The sequence below is a fragment of the Shewanella psychromarinicola genome (assembly GCF_003855155.1).
Lineage (GTDB): Bacteria > Pseudomonadota > Gammaproteobacteria > Enterobacterales > Shewanellaceae > Shewanella > Shewanella psychromarinicola.
In genome coordinates, this window is record NZ_CP034073.1 from 3,751,558 (window position 1) to 3,774,828 (window position 23,271).

Consider the following 23,271-nt stretch of genomic DNA (forward strand, 5'->3'; position numbering starts at 1 on the left):
TATTTGGCAATTTATCGGGTCGCTTTATTTGCACCAATAAATAAATAATTTAATTCTAATAGAATTTTTTGTTGTGCTACATCTAAGGTTAAAATTCTAATTTCAGCATTGAGTACTTCGATATGAGCTCGAACAACCTCAGAAAAATCACCGTCATCATTGGTATAAGCGGTTAAAGAAGCTTCTGCTTGTTCATACATTTGTGGTAATAATTTTTCTCGATAAAGCCGTTGTTGATCATTAAGTCGTAACAAACGCCCTTTGGCCGTCGAATAGTTACTAAGCAACTGACGAAGTAATAATAGCTTTTCAGTTTTTATCGATTCAGTTTGTGATATTGCTGATTTAACATCTTGATCTTGCTTGTTTTGCGTGAAAAATGGTAAGTCAAACGTTACCCCTACAGACATTAAATCAGCACGACTATTACCGGTAGGATCGTCACCGCGAGAACCAAAGCCTGCGTTAACACCCCATTCAGGTTTGTATTTCTGTTTCGCTAACGCAATGCCTGTTTTAGTCGCTTCAATTCTTTTATTTAAAGCGATAACCGCAGGGTGCTGAGCAAAATAGCTTATTAATTGTTCAGGTTTGTGCCATTTATCAGCATAAACTAGCTCACTCTGTTGCAAATCCATTTGTGGGATCTGTTTGCCTAAATTAATGTCATGCAGTGCTAAATGAGTCGATAGCGGATCATCAAGCCCTGATAAATAATCGGATAACCATTGTGACAATTGTCCTTCAAATTTATTTTTCTCTTGTGCTAACACATCCAAACGTGCATCTAGATTAGTCAATTCTAACTGCGCACGAACAATGTCGGTTTGTCGGGTTCGCCCTAAAGCAGCTGAATAACTCGCCTCGGTAATGTCTACTAATTGTAAAAATAACGAACGATCTTTTTCAATTAAGACAACACTTTGTTGTACACGATAAGCATCAAGCCATAATTGCCCCACGGTTAACGCAACTTGCGCTTCTCTGTTTTCTCGTTGAAAGGGATACCCTTGGCTTTTGATCTTTAATTGACGACTGGTGAGTTCCAGAGTGTCACCTCGAGGGATCACTTGGCTAATACCGACTTTAAATTGCGTCATACCTTCTTGATTAAAATTAAAACTATCGGTAGGCATATTAACCAAACCAACAGAAATTTTTGGATCAGGCAATGTATCAGCAGCAATACTTAAAGATTCAATAGCACTTTGTTGATGACGATTTCCTTTTAGCCAAGGGTCGTTCTTTTGTGCAACGCTAATCGCTTGCTCAAAAGAAAGTATTTCAGCCTTTTGAGATAACGGCTCTGCAAAAACAGTCAAGCTACTCATGGTTAATAGCCCCAAGCCAACCATTACCCACCCTTTGCTATGATTTTTACTTTTAATCACTGGTATTGCTCCTTACTTGAATTGACCGCAAATTTATACTCACTGACACAGCTTCTTGCTTTAATTGTCAGCAACATAAACTTCGCTAGCACCATCATTTTTAAGTAATCAAACTTGATATGGCCTAACTTTATCGCCAATGTCCATTGCTGACGTTGCCATTGGCATTGCGGGAACTGACAAGCCAAACACATAGTCAGCATAAGCTTCTTGCAAAATTTGCTAGATAAACTTTGCCGGGACATATGCATGAAAAACAGAGTTATATTTTGAAATAGCGTTATGACAAGAGCGATAACGACGCTCAATCCCTTTTTTATTTTTAATAGCGGTAACAGCATTGCTATGAAAAAATTTGGGGCGTAAATGCCACCCAGCCTTTTGGAAATTAAAGACATAAAGCCTCCAAATTAGTTACCTATATTCGAATTTAATTCGAAAAAAGGTAATATCTCGTTAATTTATTTTAAAAAAGATAAATGAGAAGGAAGGAGATCAGAAATTGATCAAACCATTCCTAGCTAACTAATAACTATAGGAGGGCGATATAAAGAAACGTTGAATTGTGGGATGGTATGTTGAGTCAAACTAGGTATAAAACGACTCACATTAGAGAGCGTTACTGATTGAATTGTCATCATTTCTAGCGCAATTGAAAAGCAACTACCAATAGGACAGTCACATTGATTATCGCAACAATCAAAAGTATCACTGGTTGTTTTGTTAACTAAATCAGTGTCAGACATTAATTGATGATGGCAAGCGTTAGTCGCAGTAGTGCTGGTATCGGTCGTAATGACATTAGATGTACTTAGCATTGAGTTCATATTAGAGGGACATGGCAAAATCACAGACGCAAAAGCTTGGCTGACAAATGTCATCAAGATAAAGATTACTGTGATAAATCGCTTACCAACCAAAATATAACTCCAATATTACTGATAATAATTTACACTCAACTAGCGTAAATCATCTTAGCTAATTGTAATGAATTTTAACGTTAAACAACCTGACCTAGGTCACATTTATAAGTAACAAATCAAGTAGGAATGACTTATGTATGCAATGTAAACGTTTGATATTAAATATATCTATAGTTTCTTTCCATAGTCGAATGCGTGTTTATTCATCGACTGGGGTGCCAACCGATAATTTACAGCATAAAACGCATCTATAAAGATCTCCCCTCAGTTTGACTGTAGACCTTGGCGGTGGTTTATGCCAGCTCGACAGCCAATTTACAAGGTCGACGAGACCCTTTGACTACCAACCGCCTCGGTGAAGGGCATACAACTAAAATCAACTAGATATAAGTGACTGGTTTTGTTGTTTTCATCATTACAACACCTTCTCCTAAGGGATTAATGTCGACTCCTTATGATTATTCAACGACCAACACCCCTTTATACATTTGCATCTGACAATGAAACGGATACTCGCCCTTTTCCAGTGCAGGTAATGCTATCGTGGTCGGTTTATCCAACGCCAAATCCTGACTAATCTCTAAGTCGGGTAGCAATACCGTGGCTGAACACCCCGATTTATCTTGGCGTAAAAAGGTTATTTCAGTCGGTGTATTGGCGGCAATATTAATTCTTGCTGGCGAATACACACCATCTTTAACCAGAATCGATGTGGTGGCATCAACGCTGGCTTCATTTGACGGTTTGTATAACCAAAACCACCAAACAATGAAACCGATTAGCGCGAGACAAAGTAAATTAATAACATGCCTATGCATCTGAGTCAGTTTTGGCTTATTCTTATAGTATAAATCAAGACTAGAAGTGAGATTTGCTATGAAAATGCCTGAAACGAGTTTTTTTGAATGGCAACGTCAATTCAGCGCTGAAATTGATTGCTTAAATCACATTAAGAAAATGAGATGGCCTAATGGTTTTGTTTGCCCTAGATGCTCTTGTGAGCATGCCTATGAGCTTACAACCCGCAATGTATATGAATGCAGTCAATGTCATAAACAAACATCGGTCACAGCAGACACATTATTCCACGGTAGCCGTATTCCTATCACTAAGTGGTTTTGGGCAATCTACTTTTTAGGCTCAGATAAAGGCAGTATTTCAGCATTAAGATTGAGCAAGCACATTGAAGTTAATTGGCGAACGGCACGTTTGATATTAAGTAAGCTGAGAACGGCTATGGGCCATAGAGACAGCTTATATAGACTGTCAGGCGTTATTGAAATTGATGATGCGTTAGTGGGTGGCAGAAGGAAGGGCAAGCGTGGACGTGGAGCAGAAGGTAAAACACCTGTTTTAGTTGCCGTTGAAAGCAAAGGAAAAAGAGCTGGATTTATTGCTATGCAGGCTGTGAATAGCGTTTGCCATGATAGTGTTGAAAAGTTCGTTGCCAAACACTTAACGAGACAGCAAAAAGTGCATACAGACGGCTTACCTGCGTTGAACATTATAGATAAGACTCAACAACATGAAGCGAGGGTTACCCCCAGTGAGCTTGTTGATGAATGGCTGCCTTGGGTTCATATTGCCATTGGTAACTTAAAGGCATTTTTACTTGGGACATTTCATGGTGTTTCAGGAAAGTACCTACAAGAATACCTGAGCGAGTTCTGTTATCGGTTCAATCGTAGACAAATGGAAAGAGAAATACCTAACAGATTGTTAAATTTGGCAATAATTCACACGCCAATACATTCTTACTGAGCCAACTGCATAGGCATTATTAATAATCATATTGGGCCTCTTAGTGTTCTTTAGCTTTAAATAAACGTAATCGATTCGCGTTACTCACTACGGTAAGCGATGAGAAAGCCATGGCAGCACCTGCAATCACTGGATTTAACAAAATACCAAATACCGGATAAAGCACTCCTGCCGCTAAGGGAATACCCGCAGCGTTATAAATAAATGCCCCAAACAAGTTTTGTTTAATGTTGCGCAGCGTTGCTTTACTAATAGCAATGGCATCGGCTAATCCATGAAGTGAACCGCGCATTAAGGTGATATCGGCACTTTCTATCGCGACATCGGTGCCCGTACCAATCGCGAACCCAACATCGGCTAACGCCAACGCTGGCGCGTCGTTAATCCCATCACCTGTCATACCAACCACTTCATTGTGACGTTGAAGTTCGGCCACTTTATTGGCTTTATCTTCAGGCATCACTTCGGCGAAAAAGTCATCAATACCCACTTTTTTAGCCACTGCAGCTGCGGTCGCTTTATTATCACCAGTTAACATAATCACTTTAATGCCATTACGTTTAAGTCTCGCGATAGCAGCCACCGAATCCGGTTTTATAGGATCTGATACGGCTATAATGGCAAGCAGCTGCCCTGCAAGCGCCAAATACATAGGTGTTTTAGCCTCTTCTGCTAATACTTGGGCCTTAGCTTCATTAAAACCAATATCAATATTTTTGTCTTGCATCAGTTTTTGATTACCAAACAGTAATATTTCCCCATCCACCGTGGCTTCAACACCTTTACCCGAAATGGCATTAAAGTGCTCTGTTTTAGTCATTTCAATTGCTCTGGCATTGGCACTTTCAACAATGGCTTGCGCTAGTGGGTGTTCTGAGTGACTTTCAATCCCAGCAGCCAATGATAATACCTGCTCTTCGCTGTCGGTATTGACGAGAATAATATCGGTGACTTGGGGTTTACCTTCGGTAATGGTGCCCGTTTTATCTAAAATCATTGCAGTGATTTTTGACGCTGTTTGCAATGCTTCACCGTTACGAATAAGCACGCCCGATTCAGCGGCCTTACCCACGCCTACCATTACAGACATTGGCGTGGCTAACCCTAGCGCGCAAGGACAAGCAATAATTAATACCGTTGTTGCGGAAACAATTGCAAATACGGTCGATGGCTCTGGTCCAAAGTTAAACCACACCATGGCACTAACAATGGCGATGATCATAATGGCTGGCACAAAGTAAGCCGATATCACATCAGCCAAACGGCCAATTGGTGGTTTAGAGTTTTGTGCGCGCTTGACCATATTGATGATTTGCGCCAATGCCGTATCTTTACCGACTCGAGTGGCTTTAAATATGATTGAGCCTGACTTATTTAAGGTACCAGTGACTACATCGTCATCAACTCTTTTTTCAACGGGCATTGGTTCACCGGTTAACATTGACTCATCAATGGTACTTTTACCGTCAATAACCACACCATCTACTGGAATTTTTTCGCCTGGACGTACTCTAACGTGATCGTTGAGTAATACATTGGCAATATCGATATCGACATCTTTTCCATCTCGGATAACTCTAGCTGTTTTGGCTTGCAGGCCAATAAGACGCTTAATGGCTTCAGAGGTTTTACCGCGCGCTTTAACTTCTAGCGCCAAGCCTAAATTAATTAAACCAATAATCATTGCGGTAGCTTCAAAGTAAACATGCCTTGCCATCTCGGGGAACCATTCAGGAAATCCAACAATAAGCATTGAATATATCCAAGCCGTACCCGTACCTAATGCAATAAGGGTATCCATATTAGCGTTATGGTTTAAAAATGATTTCCATGCGCCGATATAAAAATGCCTACCAGATATCAGCATGATTGCCAGTGTAACGACACCAACGGATCCCCACGCCATTTGCTCAACAGGGGTTGTCACCGTCATTTCACCGATGAAAAGTCCATAAATCATCAGTGGAATACCAACAGACAACGCTATAATGGTATGGCGCAATAAACTTTTATAATAGTGTAAATCGGCCTGTTCTTTTTCATCCATGGCATCTTCTGCTGAATCAGCCTGTATTTGTGTCGCGTTGTAACCGGCACTTTCTACCGCTTTTATCATCAACTCAGCAGAAGCTTGACCAGTAACAAGTACCGTTCTGTCGGCAAAATTCATGTCTGCCGAATCAACACCGTCGACGGCTTTAATCGCTTTTTCAATTTTGCCAACACAACTGGCGCAACCGGCGCCGAGGATATTGAGTTGCATAGGCGAGTTTGTTTTTTGATTCATTACTTAACCTCCTTTGACGTTAATTTCATCTTGTCCTGCTGAGTAGCGGTTACTGTGGTGCTTTCCGCTTGATTTGTCGCCTCAATTAAATTACAAACCATATTTCCTGTGGGCAAGTTGTCTGGCATGGTTGACCATTCTTCAACGGCCTCTGAAAGCCTAGTTCTTAATTTGACCATTTCATTAAATTGTTTTTCTGTTTCAGCCAATTTTTGTTTTACTAGCGCTCGTACAAGTTGACATGCACTTTCGCCATGATCGGTTTTGGAAAAAATCACTTTGATTTCTTCAACGGAAAAGCCAAGCGTGCGAGCACTTAAGATAAATTGCATTCGAGACTTATTTTTATGGTCATATATTTTATAACCATTAACAGGAGATTTATTTGGATTAAGTAATCCGACACGAGTGTAAAAGCGCACTGTGTCGGCGGTGATACCTAATTCATTAGCAAGTTGATTCACTTTCATACTGCCTCCTAAAGCAAACGTTAATCGTTACGATAGTTTGACTATAAACCTATGTCTTACACACAGGTCAAGCAGGTTTTGAATATTAAAATAATAGGGCACATTTTGAGTGCCCTATTATTTAACGGTTACTGCTGCATCATTTTACTATGTTGTTTCATGATGATAGCCATTAACTCTTCGTGATTAACTAACTTGACGGTTTCACCTTTTATATTGGCGCGATCTAATGTTATCAGGGGTGATTTGATAAAGTTCTTTGCACTGGTGGAGGACAGAACCTCTTTTGTTTTCACTTGAATATCTTCATCTTTAGCCAGATTATAGATCCAATATAGTGCATCTGATTTAATGATATCAGTATCATCTACCCCAGGTCTGAACACGTCATAATACTGTATTTGAATTAAATGTTGACCAGGTGCAATGTCTATTTGGCTCTTGTTTTGTAAGGTTTTACCATCGACCGCAGTAAAAATTAAATTGTCAGGTAATGAGATAGTTGCAGCCATTGATACTGAGCTGACGATAGAGAGAAGTGAAATAGCAATAAATTTTTTCATGATGAACTCCGTTAAGTGTTGATGCTGTTAATTACAGCAACAATAATCTTTATAAATTAATGTGGGTGACTAATTTGAATAAAGAATTACGCTATCGGAGGTGGATTTTGGTTTGTTAGAGTGGTAGGTGTTGATACCCATAAAGCTAGGCTAACTTTGGCGCCAGTTAACCGTATAGCGGTAAGCTCTTCGCCCGAAAACAACATAAAAGCATGAGCTATGGCATGGCAATGACTAATGCATTGACTTATGCATTGACTTATATTGTCTGAACAACAGTTATCGTTGTGAACGTAATTGTCGCAGTCGATGTCTATCATGGTTGATGGGTGCAGATTGCTCGATTGCGAGCCTGACATAGTCATTTCAGTAGACATAGTCATTTCGTTAGACATAGCATAGCTAGGCATAAACAGTTGCCCTACTAGTGATAATATAATCGCTATATTTAACAAAATTTTTAGCATACATGATGTCCACTAAACTAAGAGGCTTTTACTATAACAATGTTGTAGTTAAATTTATACGACTGATGCAACACTTATCAATAATATGATGCCTAGTTATTTATTAAAGAAGTAAGTAGTACGTCAATACGAGCACTATCAGAGATCGCCTCTATGCCCTTAAAACGGTCATATCATGCTATTACTCAGGCTAACGCTTGTTCATAAACACTTTTCTATAAACACATTCTATTGTTTGCACTTGAGACAGCCTATTTCATCTTGTCGTGGGTATATTGTGATAACAAATGTCATTGTGTATGCTGCAAGCCTGTAGTTAACATTATTATAACTATTTGGCTGCCATTATTTGATCCTGCTCAGCAAAGATTTATTTCATTTACAATTTAGTCTTAAATGGCAATGTAACCTAACGATCACTGCTGTTAATGTTTATTAGCATTCGATCTATAACAAAAATAAGGTCCACAAATGTTCGGATTGTTGAAATATTTTTTATATCTGTTGTTGGTACTTTTAGCCTGCCTGGCAATTTTTATTTATCTTAATCAAGCGCCGGACAAGTCAGTGGCAGAGCTGAGTCAACGCTGGGCTCAACCCCCCTCGCAGTTTGTTAATATTGCAGGGATGAATATTCACTTAAGAGATGAAGGGTCAAAGTCTGATCTAGAACCCATAGTGTTAATCCATGGCACGAGTGCGTCTTTACATACTTGGGATGGTTGGGTAGACGCATTAAAAGGACAACGCAGAGTCATTCGTTTCGACTTACCGGGATTTGGATTGACTGGGCCCGATCCTGACAATAATTACAGCATTGAACATTACGCTGATGTCGTTGCTGCAGTGCTCGATGAATTAAAGATACAAAAATGCGTCTTAGCGGGTAACTCTTTAGGGGGTTATGTATCTTGGGCGACCGCGGTTCGGTATCCACAAAGAGTGTCGAAATTAGTGTTGGTTGATTCCAGTGGATACCCTTTTGAACCAGAATCGGTACCACTGGCATTTACATTATCACAAAATCCGCTAACCAGTGTGTTGTTAAAAAATGTGTTACCTAAATCACTGGTCGCTCGCAGTGTTAAGAATGTCTACGGTAACCCTGATTTGGTCAGCGATGAATTAGTTGACCGATATTACGAACTATCACTTCGACAAGGTAATCGTGACGCCTTGAAAGCGCGCTTTAAACAAACATTACCAGGACTTTTGGTGGATAAGATTAACACCATTGATGTACCAACATTGATAATATGGGGAGCCAAAGACAAGTTAATTCCGCCTAAGTATGGCACCCAGTTTAATCACGATATAGCCAACAGCGAGCTGGTTGTATTTGATGAGTTAGGCCATGTACCTCATGAGGAAGATCCGCAATCAACGGTATTAATAGTTAAACAATTCTTGCAAGAACATAAGCCGGATCAATCTTAGGGTAAGTGCACAATATGGTTCACACTCTCTGTTACCAGAATCGATTTAATTCTCGGTGTTAGTTATCGCTCTTAAGCGTCTGAATTTCTAAGGACACTATTCATATGTCATGGCTATTGTGGCTCAGATAATATTAGAGGCAACCACGGTCATATGACCAAAACAGCTATTTTATCTTGTTAGGCATCACTTTTGTCGCTCACCTACCCTCCAATTATCCACTGTCGTTATTTCCTCGTTGGCTTCACCTCGTCTGTTCATAATCTTTCACATATTGTCTGCGTTCATTCATCTACAGTCTGAGTGCCATTAACAATTGTTATCTAATATAGCTGGCATCAGCAAAGGTAATTATTTAAGTGAGCACATTATGACAACAAAAGATTTAGCAGAACCCCCTAGAAAAGTGAAATCTAAGGAGTTAAAGGTACTTGGATTTATCATTTTTTTACTCTTTCCAATCATCACAATCACCAGCATTAGCGCTTACGGTTTTGTCATTTGGATGATCCAAGCATTTGGTGGCGTTGTCGCACACTAATCCTCGAAAATCATGAGTCAATCTTATTAGGGATGCTGTTATGAAATGGTTTATCAACATTTGGCGAACACTTAACCAACCAGCCAAATATCTTACCTTAGGCACAATTAGCCTATCGGCTTTTTTGATGGGCATTATTTTCTGGGGTGGTTTTAATACTGCACTAGAACTGACCAACACAGAAGAATTCTGTATCAGCTGCCATAGTATGGAAAGCAAGCCATACCAAGAACTGCAGCAAACCGTGCATTGGTCAAATCACTCTGGTGTTCGTGCCACTTGTCCAGACTGTCACGTGCCCCATAACTGGAGCCGTAAAATTGGTCGAAAAATTGAAGCTTCTCATGATATGTGGGGCTGGTTAATGCAAACGGTTAATACCGAAGAAAAGTTTGAAGCAAAACGCCTAGAAATGGCTAGCCGAGAGTGGAAACGCTTCGATCGGGATGATTCATTAGCCTGCAAAAATTGTCATAACTACGACTCTATGAATTGGGGTGACATGTCAAAGCTGGCTCAAAAGCAAATGAAACGAGCCGCTGAGATCAATCAAAGTTGTGTTGATTGCCATAAAGGCATTGCGCACAAGCTTCCTGATATGGGGACTGCGCGCGCACCTGAACTCATTGCACAAGTCGGATCTGGCGAAACTGGTCTTGTTGTTGGTGCTCAGTACTTTACCGCCTTGACCAAACCGCTTTATTTTAATCAAAATACAGATGTTGAAGCAGGCACATTAAACATTGCCACTAAAGTGACGGTACTTGAAACCAATGGCAGTCGTGTACAAGTTGGTATTAATGGTTGGCGTAAAAACATTGGTGCTGGTCGAGTAATTTATTTCGATTTCGGTCTTAATATTCTGTCTGCTCAACTCACAAAAGCTGCGGCGTTGGAAGATGGCGTAATGGAGGTCTTCGAAGAAAAACAAGATCCGATGACGGGGTTAACCTGGCAACGTGTTGAAGCCAAAATTTGGACCGACTCAGACTATCTTGTCAACGATTTACAGCCACTTTGGGACTATGCACGGGATACCTATACTAGCAGTTGTAGTGTTTGCCATACCCAGCCGGCAGAAGCACACTTTGATGCCAATAGTTGGCCAGGCATGTTTCAAGGCATGATTGCGTTCGTCAACATGGATCAAGATACTCAAGCGCTTGTACAAAAGTACTTACAAGAGCATTCATCTACTTTCGATAAGTCAGCGCATTAATAGGATATCATCATGAACAGAAGAGATTTTCTTAAAGGCTTAGTGGCGACTTCTTATGTGGGACTAAGCAGTACATCAGTGTTGGCGTCATTCAATGCTTTGGCAACTGCGGGCACTAAAGCAAGTGACGACTGGCTTACTACGGGTTCGCACTTTGGTGCTTTCAAAATGAAGCGTAAAAATGGGGTCATTGACCAAGTCATTCCATTTGAATTAGACAAATATCCTACCGACATGATCAATGGCGTTAAAGGCTTAGTCTACAATCCATCGCGGGTTCGCTACCCTATGGTGCGCTTAGATTTTTTATTGAAAGGTCATAAAAGTGATACGACCCAGCGCGGTGACTTTCGCTTTGTCCGTGTTACATGGGATAAAGCCCTAACCCTGTTTAAAGATTCACTTGATGAGGTGCAAACTCAATACGGTCCATCAGGACTGCACGCAGGTCAAACAGGCTGGCGCGCAACTGGGCAGCTGCATTCATGTACCAGTCATATGCAACGCGCTGTTGGTATGCACGGTAACTTTGTCAAAAAAATTGGCGACTACTCAACGGGTGCTGGCCAAACTATTTTGCCTTATATTTTAGGCTCAACAGAAGTTTATGCCCAAGGTACTTCATGGCCGTTGATCCTTGAGCAATCTAACACCATCATTTTGTGGTCCAATGATCCCTATAAAAACCTGCAAGTGGGTTGGAACGCCGAAACTCATGAATCATTTGCCTATCTTGCTGAGCTTAAAGAAAAAGTGAAACAAGGTAAGATCCGGGTGATCAGTATCGACCCGGTGGTCACTAAAACCCAAAAATACTTAGGATGTGAACAACTTTACGTTAACCCACAAACTGACGTTGCATTAATGCTGGGTATTGCCCATGAAATGATCACCAGTAAGTTACACGATGAAAAGTTTATTGAAGGTTACAGCCTTGGTTTTGACAGATTCGTACCTTATATTTTAGGCGAGTCAGATAGCGTTGCGAAAACCCCCGAGTGGGCCAGCAAAATTACTGGTGTTAGCCCTGAAATTATACGTGACTTAGCCAAAGTAATGACCCAAGGTCGTACTCAAATCATGATGGGTTGGTGTATTCAACGTCAACAACACGGTGAACAACCTTATTGGATGGCGGCGGTGCTTGCCACTATGATTGGCCAAATAGGGTTACCTGGAGGCGGTATCAGCTACGGCCATCACTACTCCAGCATTGGTGTTCCAGCGTCCGGTGCTGCCGCCCCGGGTGCATTTCCTCGCAATCTTGATGACGGCCAAAAGCCGTTATTCGACAGCAATGATTTTAAAGGCGCGAGTAGCACCATTCCGGTTGCACGTTGGATTGATGCCATTTTAGAACCGGGTAAAACCATTGATGCCAACGGTTCAAAAGTCACTTACCCTGATATCAAAATGATGGTGTTTTCAGGTAATAATCCATGGAGTCATCATCAAGATAGAAATAAGATGAAGCAAGCATTTCAAAAGCTTGAGTGTGTGGTCACTGTCGACATTAACTGGACAGCAACCTGCCGTTTCTCTGACATTGTTTTACCTGCTTGCACCACATTTGAACGAAATGACATTGACGTTTATGGCAGCTACGCTAACCGTGGTGTTTTAGCGATGCAAAAAATGGTTGAACCATTATTTGATAGCTTGTCCGATTTTGAAATATTTACTCGTTTTGCCAAAATAATGAACAAAGAGACAGAATATACCCGTGGCATGTCGGAGTTTGACTGGATTAAAAAACTTTATAACGACTGTAAAGCCGATAATGCCGGTAAGTTTGAGATGCCAAATTTCGACACTTTCTGGAAACAAGGTTATGTCCATTTTGGTGAAGGCCAACCTTGGACACGTCATGCCGATTTTAGAGATGATCCCGAAATAAACCCACTGGGTACACCATCGGGTTTGATTGAAATATTCAGTCGAAAAATAGCACGTTTTAACTACGAAGACTGCCCCGGTCACCCAACGTGGATAGAAAAATCAGAGCGCAGTCATGGTGGCCCAGGTTCAGATAAGCACCCGATGTGGATGCAATCTTGCCACCCAGATAAACGCTTACATTCACAAATGTGTGAGTCGCAGCAATATCGAGAAACTTACGCCGTAAAAGGCCGTGAACCTGTGTACTTGAACCCTAGCGATGCAAAACAGCGTGGCATTAAAGATGGCGACATTGTGCGAGTATTTAACGACCGAGGCCAGCTATTGGCTGGGGCGGTCGTATCAGATAACTTCCCTAGTGGCATTATTCGAATTCATGAAGGGGCTTGGTATGGCCCTGTCGGCAAAGATGGTACCAAGCAAGGCGGCAGTGAAATAGGTGCATTATGCAGCTATGGCGACCCTAATACGTTAACGCAAGATATTGGTACATCGAAACTTGCCCAAGCTTGCTCCGCGTACACATGCTTGGTCGACTTCGAAAAATATCAAGGTAAAGTCCCTGAAGTCAGTTCATTTAGCGGCCCAATTGAAACGCAGCTATAACGTGTAAGTATTATTACTGTGCGCCAAGTGATTTATCCTTGTCGCTTAAGTTAACGGCCTTAATAAGGTCAGGAGATAACATAGATGAATGACAAGATATTGTATAACACGCCAATGAACCAGGGTCGTTCTATGGTGTATAAGCTGCTCTCATCACTGTTTGCAAAGGAGCTAGATCAACAGCTATTACAAGCGCTCACGGCAAGTCAGGCGCAGGCATTCTTTACTCAATTGGCTAGTGATCCCTTGTTTAGTCAAGACATCGAAACCATAAACTCAGTGCTTAATTCAACCCTTAACAGCGTCAATACTGATCATGCTTTATTAGAGCTTGCTGCCGATTATTGTGGCCTATTTTTAGTGGGTACAAAGCATAGCGCCAGCCCTTATGCCAGTTTGTATCTTAACGATGCCCATGCTGTCAAAGATGATGTGCTGTTGTTTGGTGAGCAACATCAGCAAATGCAAACCTATTTACAGCAAAGCCAATTGGCTGTTCAAAGTGAATTCCCTGAACCGGCAGACCATATTGCCGTTATTTTGGCGTATGTTGCCCACCAAGCTTGCGCAAGTGATGATAACACTCAGCTCAGCTTTATTAGCCAATATCTTCACGCTTGGCTACCCCGTTTTGTAGATAAGCTTACCTCTGTTGATACTGGTAAGTTTTATTCTGTTATTGCTCACCTCACTCTGGCTTGGGTTGAAACTGATTGTGAAGCACTAAAAGGAGCTCAGTAACAGGATATCTATTTGACTAAGCGATAATTCATCCAGATAAAAACACCGAGCAAGCTCGGTGTTTTTATCTAATCCGTCGAGAAATTCCCGTGATCCGAGCGTAGCGAAAGTCTCGGGGTAGTTCACAAGTAATGTTTGAGCTTAGGATAAATAGAGTGACGGTTATCCACACTGAACTACATTCCAGGCCCATGATTTATAACAACTTAGCTGGCTAATTTCAACTCAAGTGCATTAATAGATGCTTGCCACACCTGTTTAAGCAGCGGATATGAATCAGCACTAATGCCATCTTTTTCTAATTGTTTGCACAACTGACTCAACTGAATAAAGCCGATACTGGCACTACTGCCTTTAAGTGCATGTAACGCTTTTGCCCTATCTGCAGGTAAAGCTGCGAGTGCATTAATGTGTTCCGTACTACTGACTTTAAATAGTGCTAACATCTCTTTAACAGCAGTGTTACCAAGGTATTGTAAGTCTTCATTAATTTGCTTTTCATTGAGTAAAGGCTGATTGTCTTCATTCCGGCGTGATGGTTTTTGATCTATGGCAGTTTGTGTCAAGCCTTTATGTTTCTCTATCTTGGTTAACTTATTCATGTTGCTGTTGTTCATTGCTGATTTGTCACTTGCATCACCGATCCAATGGGCTAAAAACTTCATATTAAGCGGTTTGGCTAATACGTCATCAAAGCCTGCGGCTTGATACTCGTTTATGTCATCATCTTGAATTTGTGCCGTAAATGCGGCAATGCTGATGTCTTTATGGGCCGCGTTAGCGATATGCTTCAACTCTACTAATAACTCAATCCCTGATCCATCGCCTAATTGAATATCAAGCATAATGCCGTCAAACTGCAAAGCACTATCGACGTTAAACAACGCCCTTGCTTGCGCACAACTATCAGCCAGTACGGAATGATGTCCAAGATGTGCTAAAAACCCTTGGGCCACCATGGAATTGACTTTGTTGTCTTCGATAACGAGTACACATTTAGGATCAACTTTAGGTAATTGTGCACAGATAACCTCATGTGCTTGCTCACAGATGTGCAATGGCAAACTAAAACCAAAGGTGGAACCTTCAGCTACTTTACTCTTAACCCAAATAGAATGATTGGCAGTATTAACCTCATTCATTAACGAGACTAATTCTTTACAAATAGCGAGCCCAAGGCCTGTGCCTCTGGTTCTGCCTTGATTAGGCTGCGCACCATAAGCAATAAACAATTGATTCATATCATTTTTACTTATGCCGACGCCGGTATCTGCCACTTCAAAAGTTAATCGTTTATCAACCACATTTACCCGTAATGTAATCTCTCCTGCTGGCGTGAATTTAATGGCATTGCCAAGCAAGTTAAATAACACTTGGCGCAATTTGGGTCCGTCTACCGTTATCCATTTGGGTAAATCACCGCGAACTAAATATAACGATATACCTGACAATCCCGCGCCAGCTAACATGATAGCCATCACTTCATCAAGCAGCTCACAAAGTGCGACAGTTCGAGGCTCGTTAGTTAATTTACCTTGCTCCAAACGAGAAAAATCCAAAATATCGTTAAGTACATTTTGCAGTAAGGTGCCACTGTATTGTGATAATGCCAACATTTGTTTCTGTGCTGGAGGTAATGGCGAGTGACTCAGTAAAGTCAGGGTGCCTAAAAGACCGTTTAACGGAGTACGGATCTCATGGCTCATAGTCGCTAAAAATAGCGATTTTGCCTTGCTAGCTTGCTCTGCCATCTCTCTAGCCGTCGAATGCCCTTTGGCTTCAGCGTCTAGTTGACGGTTGGTTTCAGCCAGTTCGAGTGTGCGCGCCTGCACAGTACTTTCGAGTGAGGCTTTATGGGCAAATAATTCTGATGCCGTTTGTTGTAACTCAGATTGCAGTGCTTGATTGTGCGCGGTTTTTTGTTTAAAAGCTTCAATGGCTGCAGCCATCGCGGTGAGTTCATCGTCTCCATGAGGATCAAGTACCACTTCGGTATTGCCCTGACTTAATTGAGATAATGCTGCAGTTGCTTCACTTAGGCGTAAAGCAATGCCTTTATAAATAACCCGATAAACGACCAACAGCATAATGATTAACATCAAAATACCTGTCGCCCACAGCCCTGATTTAGCCCACAGTAATTGCTGTAAAAAATTACTTCGGGCATGTTCTGCCTGCAGCTGTTGTGCTTTCATTGCGCTATCGACTGACTTATTCAGTTGGCCTAATTTATCCGTCAGCGTTAACAGCTGCGCATTTTGTTTCGTTAGTAATTGCGCATATTGCTGCTGCAAACTTAAGCCAACATTTACTTCCCTTAACATTATCAGTTGGTGCTCAAGCTCTGTCGCCCTAACGGGATCTCGAATTAAGCCTTTAAGTAATTCCAGAGGCATTAAATCAATTTTCCCACTCGTGCCTGAACCTGTGTAAGGGCTAGGCACTTCGATGCCGTTATGTAAGTTATCGCCAGTAGTATTAATCGTATAAGTTGTTGGAGAAAGTACTCGAGCCATACTGTCGAGAACGTTATTTAATCCGAGTTGTTGTTCTGGCGACTGTAATAACTGCCCCACTAACGCAATGTGATGGATCAATCCCAAAGCTCGGTTTAAACGTTCACGGACATCCAAGTCTTGTTCTATGATGGAGTCCAAAAGTTGGGCACTTTGTTCAGCGCCTATCACTTGAGGGTAAGCTAAACTCAACTTAGCCAGAATGGTTGAATCGACCACAGCTTGTTCTGCTTCAAGTAAAACACCACTCTTACTGGCCGCTTCCGCCAGTGCGCTTCCTTTATTATTCAATTGAGCCGCCAACACTAAACGTTTACCCACTTGGCGGCCGAATACCGATAAGTCATGGATGATTTCGCCGGCTAATAGCGCTAATTGCTTATCTTTATCGACACCATGATTTTGTAGATTTAACGAATTGAGTCGTTCAATAGCGGAAAGTAAATTAGTGCTTTCCAGTGACAACTTACGCCCAAGGAAAACGCGTTGAGCCTCTTCTTCCACTCGTTCAAGCGCTTGGGCATTGTCGAGCAAGCCATTAGAAGACTGCATCAATTGCCTTGCGGCCTGTGATGCGGGTAATGCCTCTTCATATAGATATTGGTCAGCAAGCTTTACCCAATAAAGCGAAATACTGCCAAGGCTAACTAACATTAATAGTAACAACCCGAGCAGACAGAATGCCAACATAAGGCGACCCACTAAGCTCTTGCCTGATAGTGATAAAGTGCTCACAGTCATTCCTTAAAATGTTATAATTATTAAAATTCTTTTGCTATTCTTTTCAGAAACCTTAATCGAGACAATATAATGTGCCGACTTATTTATATGCTCATAGCTGGCTTAGGGATATTACCATTACTTGCTGAAGCAACATCCGATTCTAGCTGGACATTACAACAGCGCACGCCCTTTAATGCCAAAATCCAAACAGTAAAGTCGATACAATATAATCAACTGACCTCGGCCAAAAAGCCTTGGCGGATCTGTGCCTTAGTACCTCACCTTAAAGACGCTTATTGGATCGGCATTGATTACGGTTTGGTGTCAAAAGCCAGCCAATTAGGCATTAATTTAGAATTATTTGAAGCCGGTAGCTATTACAGAAAAGAGCAACAACTAAAACAACTTGAATACTGCCTTAATCAGCCGTTCGATGCGATCTTACTCGGTGCTGTGGCCCCCAATTTACTTGACCGATACCCGGGCCAAATTAATAAGCCCATCATTGCGTTAGTGAATAGACTCGATAACCCGATTATTACTACTCGTGTAGGCGTTAATTGGTATCAAATGGGCTGGGAAGCTGGCCACTTTATCGCCAAATCTGTAAAAAAATCACCTCCATCGTCTCCAGTAAAACTCGCTCTACTCACAGGCCCAGAAAGTGTTGGCGGCAGCGATTGGGTTGAGCTTGGTATTCAAGATGCTATTACCAATAGTCCTATTGTGGTTTCGTCAATTCGTCATACTGACAATAATCGTGACCTTTATCGTGACCAACTTCATAATCTGCTTAACGACCACATTCCTGATTATATTCTAGGCAGTGCAGTTGCTATCGAAGCAGCAATAGGAACATTGCAACATAAACAATTAACTGGCCAAGTAAAGCTTGTGAGCAGTTATTTATCGCCAGCGACGTTGCGCGGACTGCATCGTAATAAAGTCGCTTTCAGTAGTGATGATCAAGTGGTGTTACAAGGTAAGTTGGCAATAGATATCATGGTAAAACTACTTGAGGGAGCACAATCATTTGGTGATATTGGCCCACAAATACAGGCGTTAGAACAAGGAAAGGTGCAACTCGATATGTTTAATAACAGCTTAGCCCCTGCAAATTTTTACCCCATTTACCGCGTAACACAAAACTAATCTTTAACCTTAGTCGCAAACAAATAACCTTCTCCGTGAACTGTCACAAACAGGTCTGCCTGTAGCTTGTTTCGTAAACGGCGAATAATGACATCTATGGTTCTATCATTTACCTCTTCATTACGATGGCTTGTTTGCTGCATTAATCGCTCACGAGATAGTACTTGCTGTGGATGCAATGCAAAGACGGTAAGTAATTCGAACTCAGCTTTAGTCAGCTTAATCACCTCGTCACCATAACTCAGTTTTCGACTATTTAATTCAAGAATATATTGATCGAAGGCAATGATATCGTCACATTTTTCAAATTGGTCTACAACGTCTTGCTGTGCTTTTTTGACTAACGAAATTCGCCACAGCAAATTTTTAACTCTTACTAATAATTCTCTTAATTCAAATGGCTTAGTCACATAATCATCAGCGCCCATCTCAAGACCAACGATTTTATCAATAGTTTCATCACGACCCGTGACTAAAATAATGCCCACGTCCGAACGGCTTCTCAGTTCGCGTGCCAAGCTTAAACCATCTGTACCGGGTAAATTAATATCTAACATCACCAAATCGACATGTTGATTTGCAAACTGTTGCCACATCTGTTCGCCGTCTCCAGCTTCAAGCACACGATAACCTTCGCGCTCAAAATAGCCTTTTAATCGAGCGCGGATCACCGCTTCATCGTCAACTACGAGTACTGTATTTGTTAAACCAGTATGTGCCATCGTCCAATCCAAATAGTGTTGCTAATAATGGTCGTTATTATTCATAACTTTTCACATTTGCCTATAACGATATTCAAGGAATGAGTGCTAGCTAGCAAAATTGGTTGATAAAAAGGACCCGGATCACACAATGGAAAGATGTAGAACCAGATCCAATTATATTTACAGATTCACAATAAAAGACGTTATATTTTTAATTTAAAAACTTTTGCTGATGCCAACAACCACTCGGTCATCAAAAATCTTTGTTTGAGTGCCATACACTTTATGATCGCTATCCATGGTACTGCCATGATAACGAACATCGAAATTGATGCCGGCATAAGCTTTACTCACACCCAAGTTCCAGTGTCCCCAGCCTTCTGCACCTTCGCCCTCTAAACCTTGATAACCGATGCTGGCTGAAAAATTTACACCATTATCAAATGCGTAGCTTGGATGAACCGCATAGTTAACACCTTGCCAACCATCAACACCAAACCAGTCATCGATGGTTGGAGTTACTTCTAGTTGAACATTAGCGTGCCCGAATTGCTTGCCAACCTTAATCCATAATTCTGTATAATTAGAGTATGAAGCGCCAGGATAAAGATAAGAGAAAACCATGACGTCGTAACTGATAGTGCTATCGCCAAATTTACCCGCTTTACCAATATAAGGTGCGGTGACAATTTCTAAATTAGGGTCGGAAAATTTAACATTTGAAGCAAACATGCCGGCATACCAACCAAGCTCATTGCCCCAACTGAGCGTACCTTGTACCACCGGTACTTCGCCATCCATGGTTTCAGATTCACCTCGAAAAACATAATCAGAAGCAAAGGTTAATTTACCGTTAATAGTGCCACCAAGGACATCCTGATCAGTTGCGGCATGAGCAAAGGCGTTTGCCGATAGGATTAAGCTAACTAATAAAATTGACTGAGCTAATTGAGTTGTTCTGATATTCATATTTATCACCCTACATTTAGGTTCTTGTTGATAGAGTGACTATATGTAAAATATATGAATAACTACTGATTTAGATATGAACTAATAAGTAACGAATATGAAAGATTATGAATACCAATATTTAACATGACCTAAAGCATTCTGGCTCTGTTGATGAGATTTTAATTCCATTGACGATGAACAATATAATAGTCGACACCTATAGGGCTTACCTTGCATTAATATATTCACCCAAAAATAAAGCATTCTAGAATTTAGCTTGTGATCTTCATCATCGGATTTCGATTCTATCAATAGCCGCTTCGGCTATTTTCACTGTTGAAAACCTCCGCCACTGAGTAGATTGGTGGTTATCAACAATGGTTACCAGCATTGGTCTTAATATCATTGCTCATAAAAATAGTGGAATTTCATCATGGCATTACAAGATAATATTGTTCAAATAGTCAGCCACCCTCAACTTTCTCCTAAGCAAAAATCGAATAATTTGGCATTAGAAGCTGAAAACAGCCTGCCTTATGTGGCGGTATCTGAGCAGGTTAATAATGCGATGACGGACGGCATTATCTGCGATATGTTTGAAGGCCATGCGCCGTTTAAGCCGCGTTATGTGTTACCCGATTATGCTAAATACCTTCAGCAAGGCTCCGAGTATTTGGAATTAGCGCCAGCTGAAGATTTTGATGATGCATTGAATGCGTTAACTATCCTTTATCACCATGTGCCGTCGGTGACCAATATCCCGGTGTACTTAGGCCAATTGGATGGGTTATTAATGCCTTTTACCCTAGGGCTTGATAATGATGCAATCTATCGCAAACTAAAACGCTTTTGGATTTTACTTGATAGAACCTTACCCGATGCGTTTATGCATGTGAATATAGGTCCGACCGATAATATTATTTGTCGGACCATATTGCGAATTGATGCCGAGTTACAGCAAATTGCACCTAATTTAACCTTTATGTACGACCCAGCCGTCACCCCAGATGATTTATTACTGCTCGCCACCACCAATATTTGTCAGTGCAGTAAACCTCACATTGCTAATTACCCATTACATGCCGAAACGTTCGATGAGCGGGGTTTTGGGATTGTCAGTTGCTATAACGCTTTACCATTAGCTGGCGGCGCCAATACCTTAGTACGACTTAACCTTAAGCAAGTTGCCATCAAAGCCACCAGCATTGCTGATTTTTTTGAGCAAACGTTAACTCATTATTGTCAGCTCACGTATGAGCTTATTGAAGCGCGTTCGGCCTTTTTACATCAACAATCACATTTTTTTGATAGTTTTTTAGTTAAAGAACAGCTCATTGATGAGTCACGGTTTGCACCAATGTTTGGGATTTATGGTATGGCTGAAGCGGTCAATATTTTACAAGCCTTGCCCACGCGTGGTTTAGCCGACGTAGGATCCACAAACAGTGTTAATCAATCCGGTAACGGTTATGGACACGAGCTTGAAGCAAATGAACTCGGACTGAGGATCTCTGCCGCATTAGATAAAATTGTCAAATCGACGCCGGTGACCTATGGCTACAAAGGCCGAGCATTATTACATTCTCAAAGCGGTATTAGTCTGGATAAAGGCGTAACCCCAGGGGTTCGTATTCCCTATGGTACAGAGCCCGATCCCATTAGCCATATTCAAGCATTAGCGAAACATCATCAGTATTATACCGCTGGGATTAGCGATATTCTCACCATAGATGAAACTGTAAAATCTAATCCTCAAGCTATGTTCCAACTCTGTAAAGGCGCTCTTAGCTCAGGTTTTAGAGAGTTTACCGCCAATGTTGCTAATAATGATTTAGTCCGCGTGACTGGCTATATGGTAAAACGTTCAGACATTGAGACGTTTAAGCAATGTGGCTCGCGTACCAACACCACGGGCTTAGCCGCCGAGGCTGCTACCAATACAGGGATATTACAGCGCCAAGCTCGGGTGATTGCTCACGAACAGTCGCCTCTTGTTTATGAGTAAACACGCCATTGTAAGCCAAATATTGCCGTTTTCATGTGTCGATGGGCCTGGCAGTAGATTGGTAATTTTCCTGCAAGGCTGCAATTATCAATGCAAAAACTGCCATAATCCTCACACGATAAGCTTGTGTGATGCTTGTGGCGATTGTGTTGAACATTGCCCTGAGCAAGCACTGACACTCATGGCGTCACAAGACGCTCTTTCATATGACATAGCGTTGCAAGGTGCTGTGGTAAAGGAGAAGTCGCATATAGTGTGGAACAGCTCGCTGTGCAGTCAATGTGATACATGTCTTGCGGTATGCCCTAAAAAGTCAACGCCCAAAACGTCCAATTATACCATTGAGCAAATGCTTGAGGTCATTAGCAGTCAACGGCATTTTATTGATGGTATTACGGTCAGCGGCGGTGAAGCCAGCCTGCAATTACCTTTTGTCATTGAGCTGTTTAAGGCGATTAAGTCATCTGAGCACTTATCACATCTTAATTGCATGATCGACACCAATGGCAGTTTACCTCCAACGGGTTGGCATAAGTTGCTGCCTTTTTTAGATGGCGCTATGGTTGATTTAAAAGCATGGCAACAAGATACCCACCATTACATCACCGGCCGTGATAATCATCCGGTATTTAAATCCATTGAGTTACTTGCTCAGCATCATAAGCTTTATGAAGTGAGACTGTTACACATTCCTGGGATCACAGATTATGATGTGGAGATTAACGCCCTAGCGACATATTTACAGCAGCTACCCAGCGATACCCGAGTTAAGTTAAATGCGTTTCACCATCACGGTGTCGGACAAGTTGCTTCGACATGGCCGCAATGCACCCAAGCCGATATCGAAGCCTTAGCGTCTCAACTTACCCAGCGAGGCGTAAGCAATATCGCCTTGCCGGCCTTGTACATTTAATG

General features: G+C 41.5%; 18 protein-coding genes. 9 read left to right on the forward strand and 9 right to left on the reverse strand.

The genetic code is table 11. The features are described 5' to 3' along the window. Positions 1 to 11 precede the first annotated feature (11 nt). From EGC80_RS16370 to EGC80_RS16380, 3 genes are all read right to left on the reverse strand, one after another. On the reverse strand, positions 12 to 1,391 hold the full coding sequence (locus tag EGC80_RS16370; protein ID WP_233768525.1) for a TolC family protein: 1,380 nt from the start codon (positions 1,389 to 1,391) through the stop codon (positions 12 to 14). Continuing rightward, the gene (locus tag EGC80_RS22755; protein ID WP_233768526.1) at positions 1,388 to 1,789 is read right to left on the reverse strand and encodes a hypothetical protein; all 402 of its coding nucleotides are present in this window, start codon (positions 1,787 to 1,789) and stop codon (positions 1,388 to 1,390) included. Before EGC80_RS22755 ends, EGC80_RS16370 begins: the two co-directional genes overlap by 4 nt. A 983-nt stretch (positions 1,790 to 2,772) precedes the next feature. Beyond that, positions 2,773 to 3,132 carry a cupredoxin domain-containing protein gene (locus EGC80_RS16380; protein WP_124013746.1) on the reverse strand — a complete coding sequence of 120 codons (360 nt, stop codon included), beginning with the start codon at positions 3,130 to 3,132 and terminating at the stop codon, positions 2,773 to 2,775. A gap of 58 nt (positions 3,133 to 3,190) precedes the next feature. Here EGC80_RS16380 and EGC80_RS16385 point away from each other — a divergent pair, with 58 nt between their 5' ends. Further along, on the forward strand, positions 3,191 to 4,075 hold the full coding sequence (locus EGC80_RS16385; protein ID WP_124693443.1) for an IS1595 family transposase: 885 nt from the start codon (positions 3,191 to 3,193) through the stop codon (positions 4,073 to 4,075). A 40-nt stretch (positions 4,076 to 4,115) separates the two neighbouring features. Here EGC80_RS16385 and EGC80_RS16390 read toward each other — a convergent pair whose 3' ends face one another. The 3 genes from EGC80_RS16390 to EGC80_RS16400 form a co-directional block, all read right to left on the reverse strand. Next, entirely contained in the window at positions 4,116 to 6,362 is a 2,247-nt protein-coding gene (locus EGC80_RS16390; RefSeq protein ID WP_124011435.1) for a heavy metal translocating P-type ATPase, read from the reverse strand. Next, positions 6,362 to 6,832, reverse strand: coding sequence for a MerR family transcriptional regulator (locus tag EGC80_RS16395; protein WP_101031551.1), 471 nt, complete (start codon positions 6,830 to 6,832; stop codon positions 6,362 to 6,364). Before EGC80_RS16395 ends, EGC80_RS16390 begins: the two co-directional genes overlap by 1 nt. A 128-nt stretch (positions 6,833 to 6,960) precedes the next feature. Further along, positions 6,961 to 7,395, reverse strand: a complete 435-nt coding sequence (locus EGC80_RS16400; RefSeq protein ID WP_124011436.1) for a DUF2057 family protein — start codon at positions 7,393 to 7,395, stop codon at positions 6,961 to 6,963. A 938-nt stretch (positions 7,396 to 8,333) separates the two neighbouring features. On the opposite strand from EGC80_RS16400, the gene EGC80_RS16410 reads away from it, so the two are divergent. From EGC80_RS16410 to torD, 5 genes are all read left to right on the forward strand, one after another. After that, entirely contained in the window at positions 8,334 to 9,299 is a 966-nt protein-coding gene (locus EGC80_RS16410) for an alpha/beta fold hydrolase (RefSeq protein WP_124011438.1), read from the forward strand. Between the two features lie 370 nt (positions 9,300 to 9,669). Continuing rightward, on the forward strand, positions 9,670 to 9,840 hold the full coding sequence (locus tag EGC80_RS16415) for a periplasmic nitrate reductase, NapE protein (RefSeq protein ID WP_124011439.1): 171 nt from the start codon (positions 9,670 to 9,672) through the stop codon (positions 9,838 to 9,840). Between the two features lie 40 nt (positions 9,841 to 9,880). Next, complete coding sequence (gene torC, locus EGC80_RS16420; RefSeq protein WP_124011440.1) at positions 9,881 to 11,059, forward strand: pentaheme c-type cytochrome TorC; 1,179 nt, start codon at positions 9,881 to 9,883, stop codon at positions 11,057 to 11,059. Between the two features lie 12 nt (positions 11,060 to 11,071). Beyond that, a complete protein-coding gene (torA, locus tag EGC80_RS16425; protein ID WP_124011441.1) occupies positions 11,072 to 13,564 on the forward strand; it encodes a trimethylamine-N-oxide reductase TorA in 2,493 nt (830 codons plus the stop codon). Positions 13,565 to 13,663: 99 nt separating this feature from the next. Then, complete coding sequence (gene torD / locus EGC80_RS16430) at positions 13,664 to 14,305, forward strand: molecular chaperone TorD (protein WP_372491434.1); 642 nt, start codon at positions 13,664 to 13,666, stop codon at positions 14,303 to 14,305. A gap of 206 nt (positions 14,306 to 14,511) precedes the next feature. On the opposite strand, the gene torS is transcribed toward torD, so the two are convergent. Then, positions 14,512 to 17,562 carry a TMAO reductase system sensor histidine kinase/response regulator TorS gene (gene torS, locus EGC80_RS16435; RefSeq protein WP_124011443.1) on the reverse strand — a complete coding sequence of 1,017 codons (3,051 nt, stop codon included), beginning with the start codon at positions 17,560 to 17,562 and terminating at the stop codon, positions 14,512 to 14,514. 69 nt (positions 17,563 to 17,631) lie between these two features. On the opposite strand from torS, the gene torT reads away from it, so the two are divergent. Then, entirely contained in the window at positions 17,632 to 18,696 is a 1,065-nt protein-coding gene (gene torT / locus EGC80_RS16440; protein WP_124011444.1) for a TMAO reductase system periplasmic protein TorT, read from the forward strand. Here the strand turns inward: torT and torR are convergent. After that, a complete protein-coding gene (torR, locus tag EGC80_RS16445; RefSeq protein ID WP_101031573.1) occupies positions 18,693 to 19,418 on the reverse strand; it encodes a two-component system response regulator TorR in 726 nt (241 codons plus the stop codon). The genes torT and torR overlap by 4 nt on opposite strands. 198 nt (positions 19,419 to 19,616) lie before the next feature. Then, entirely contained in the window at positions 19,617 to 20,369 is a 753-nt protein-coding gene (locus tag EGC80_RS16450) for a TorF family putative porin (protein WP_124011445.1), read from the reverse strand. 415 nt (positions 20,370 to 20,784) lie between these two features. On the opposite strand from EGC80_RS16450, the gene EGC80_RS16455 reads away from it, so the two are divergent. Further along, positions 20,785 to 22,356, forward strand: a complete 1,572-nt coding sequence (locus tag EGC80_RS16455) for a YjjI family glycine radical enzyme (protein ID WP_124011446.1) — start codon at positions 20,785 to 20,787, stop codon at positions 22,354 to 22,356. After that, complete coding sequence (locus EGC80_RS16460) at positions 22,349 to 23,269, forward strand: YjjW family glycine radical enzyme activase (RefSeq protein ID WP_124011447.1); 921 nt, start codon at positions 22,349 to 22,351, stop codon at positions 23,267 to 23,269. Before EGC80_RS16455 ends, EGC80_RS16460 begins: the two co-directional genes overlap by 8 nt. Positions 23,270 to 23,271 lie beyond the last annotated feature (2 nt).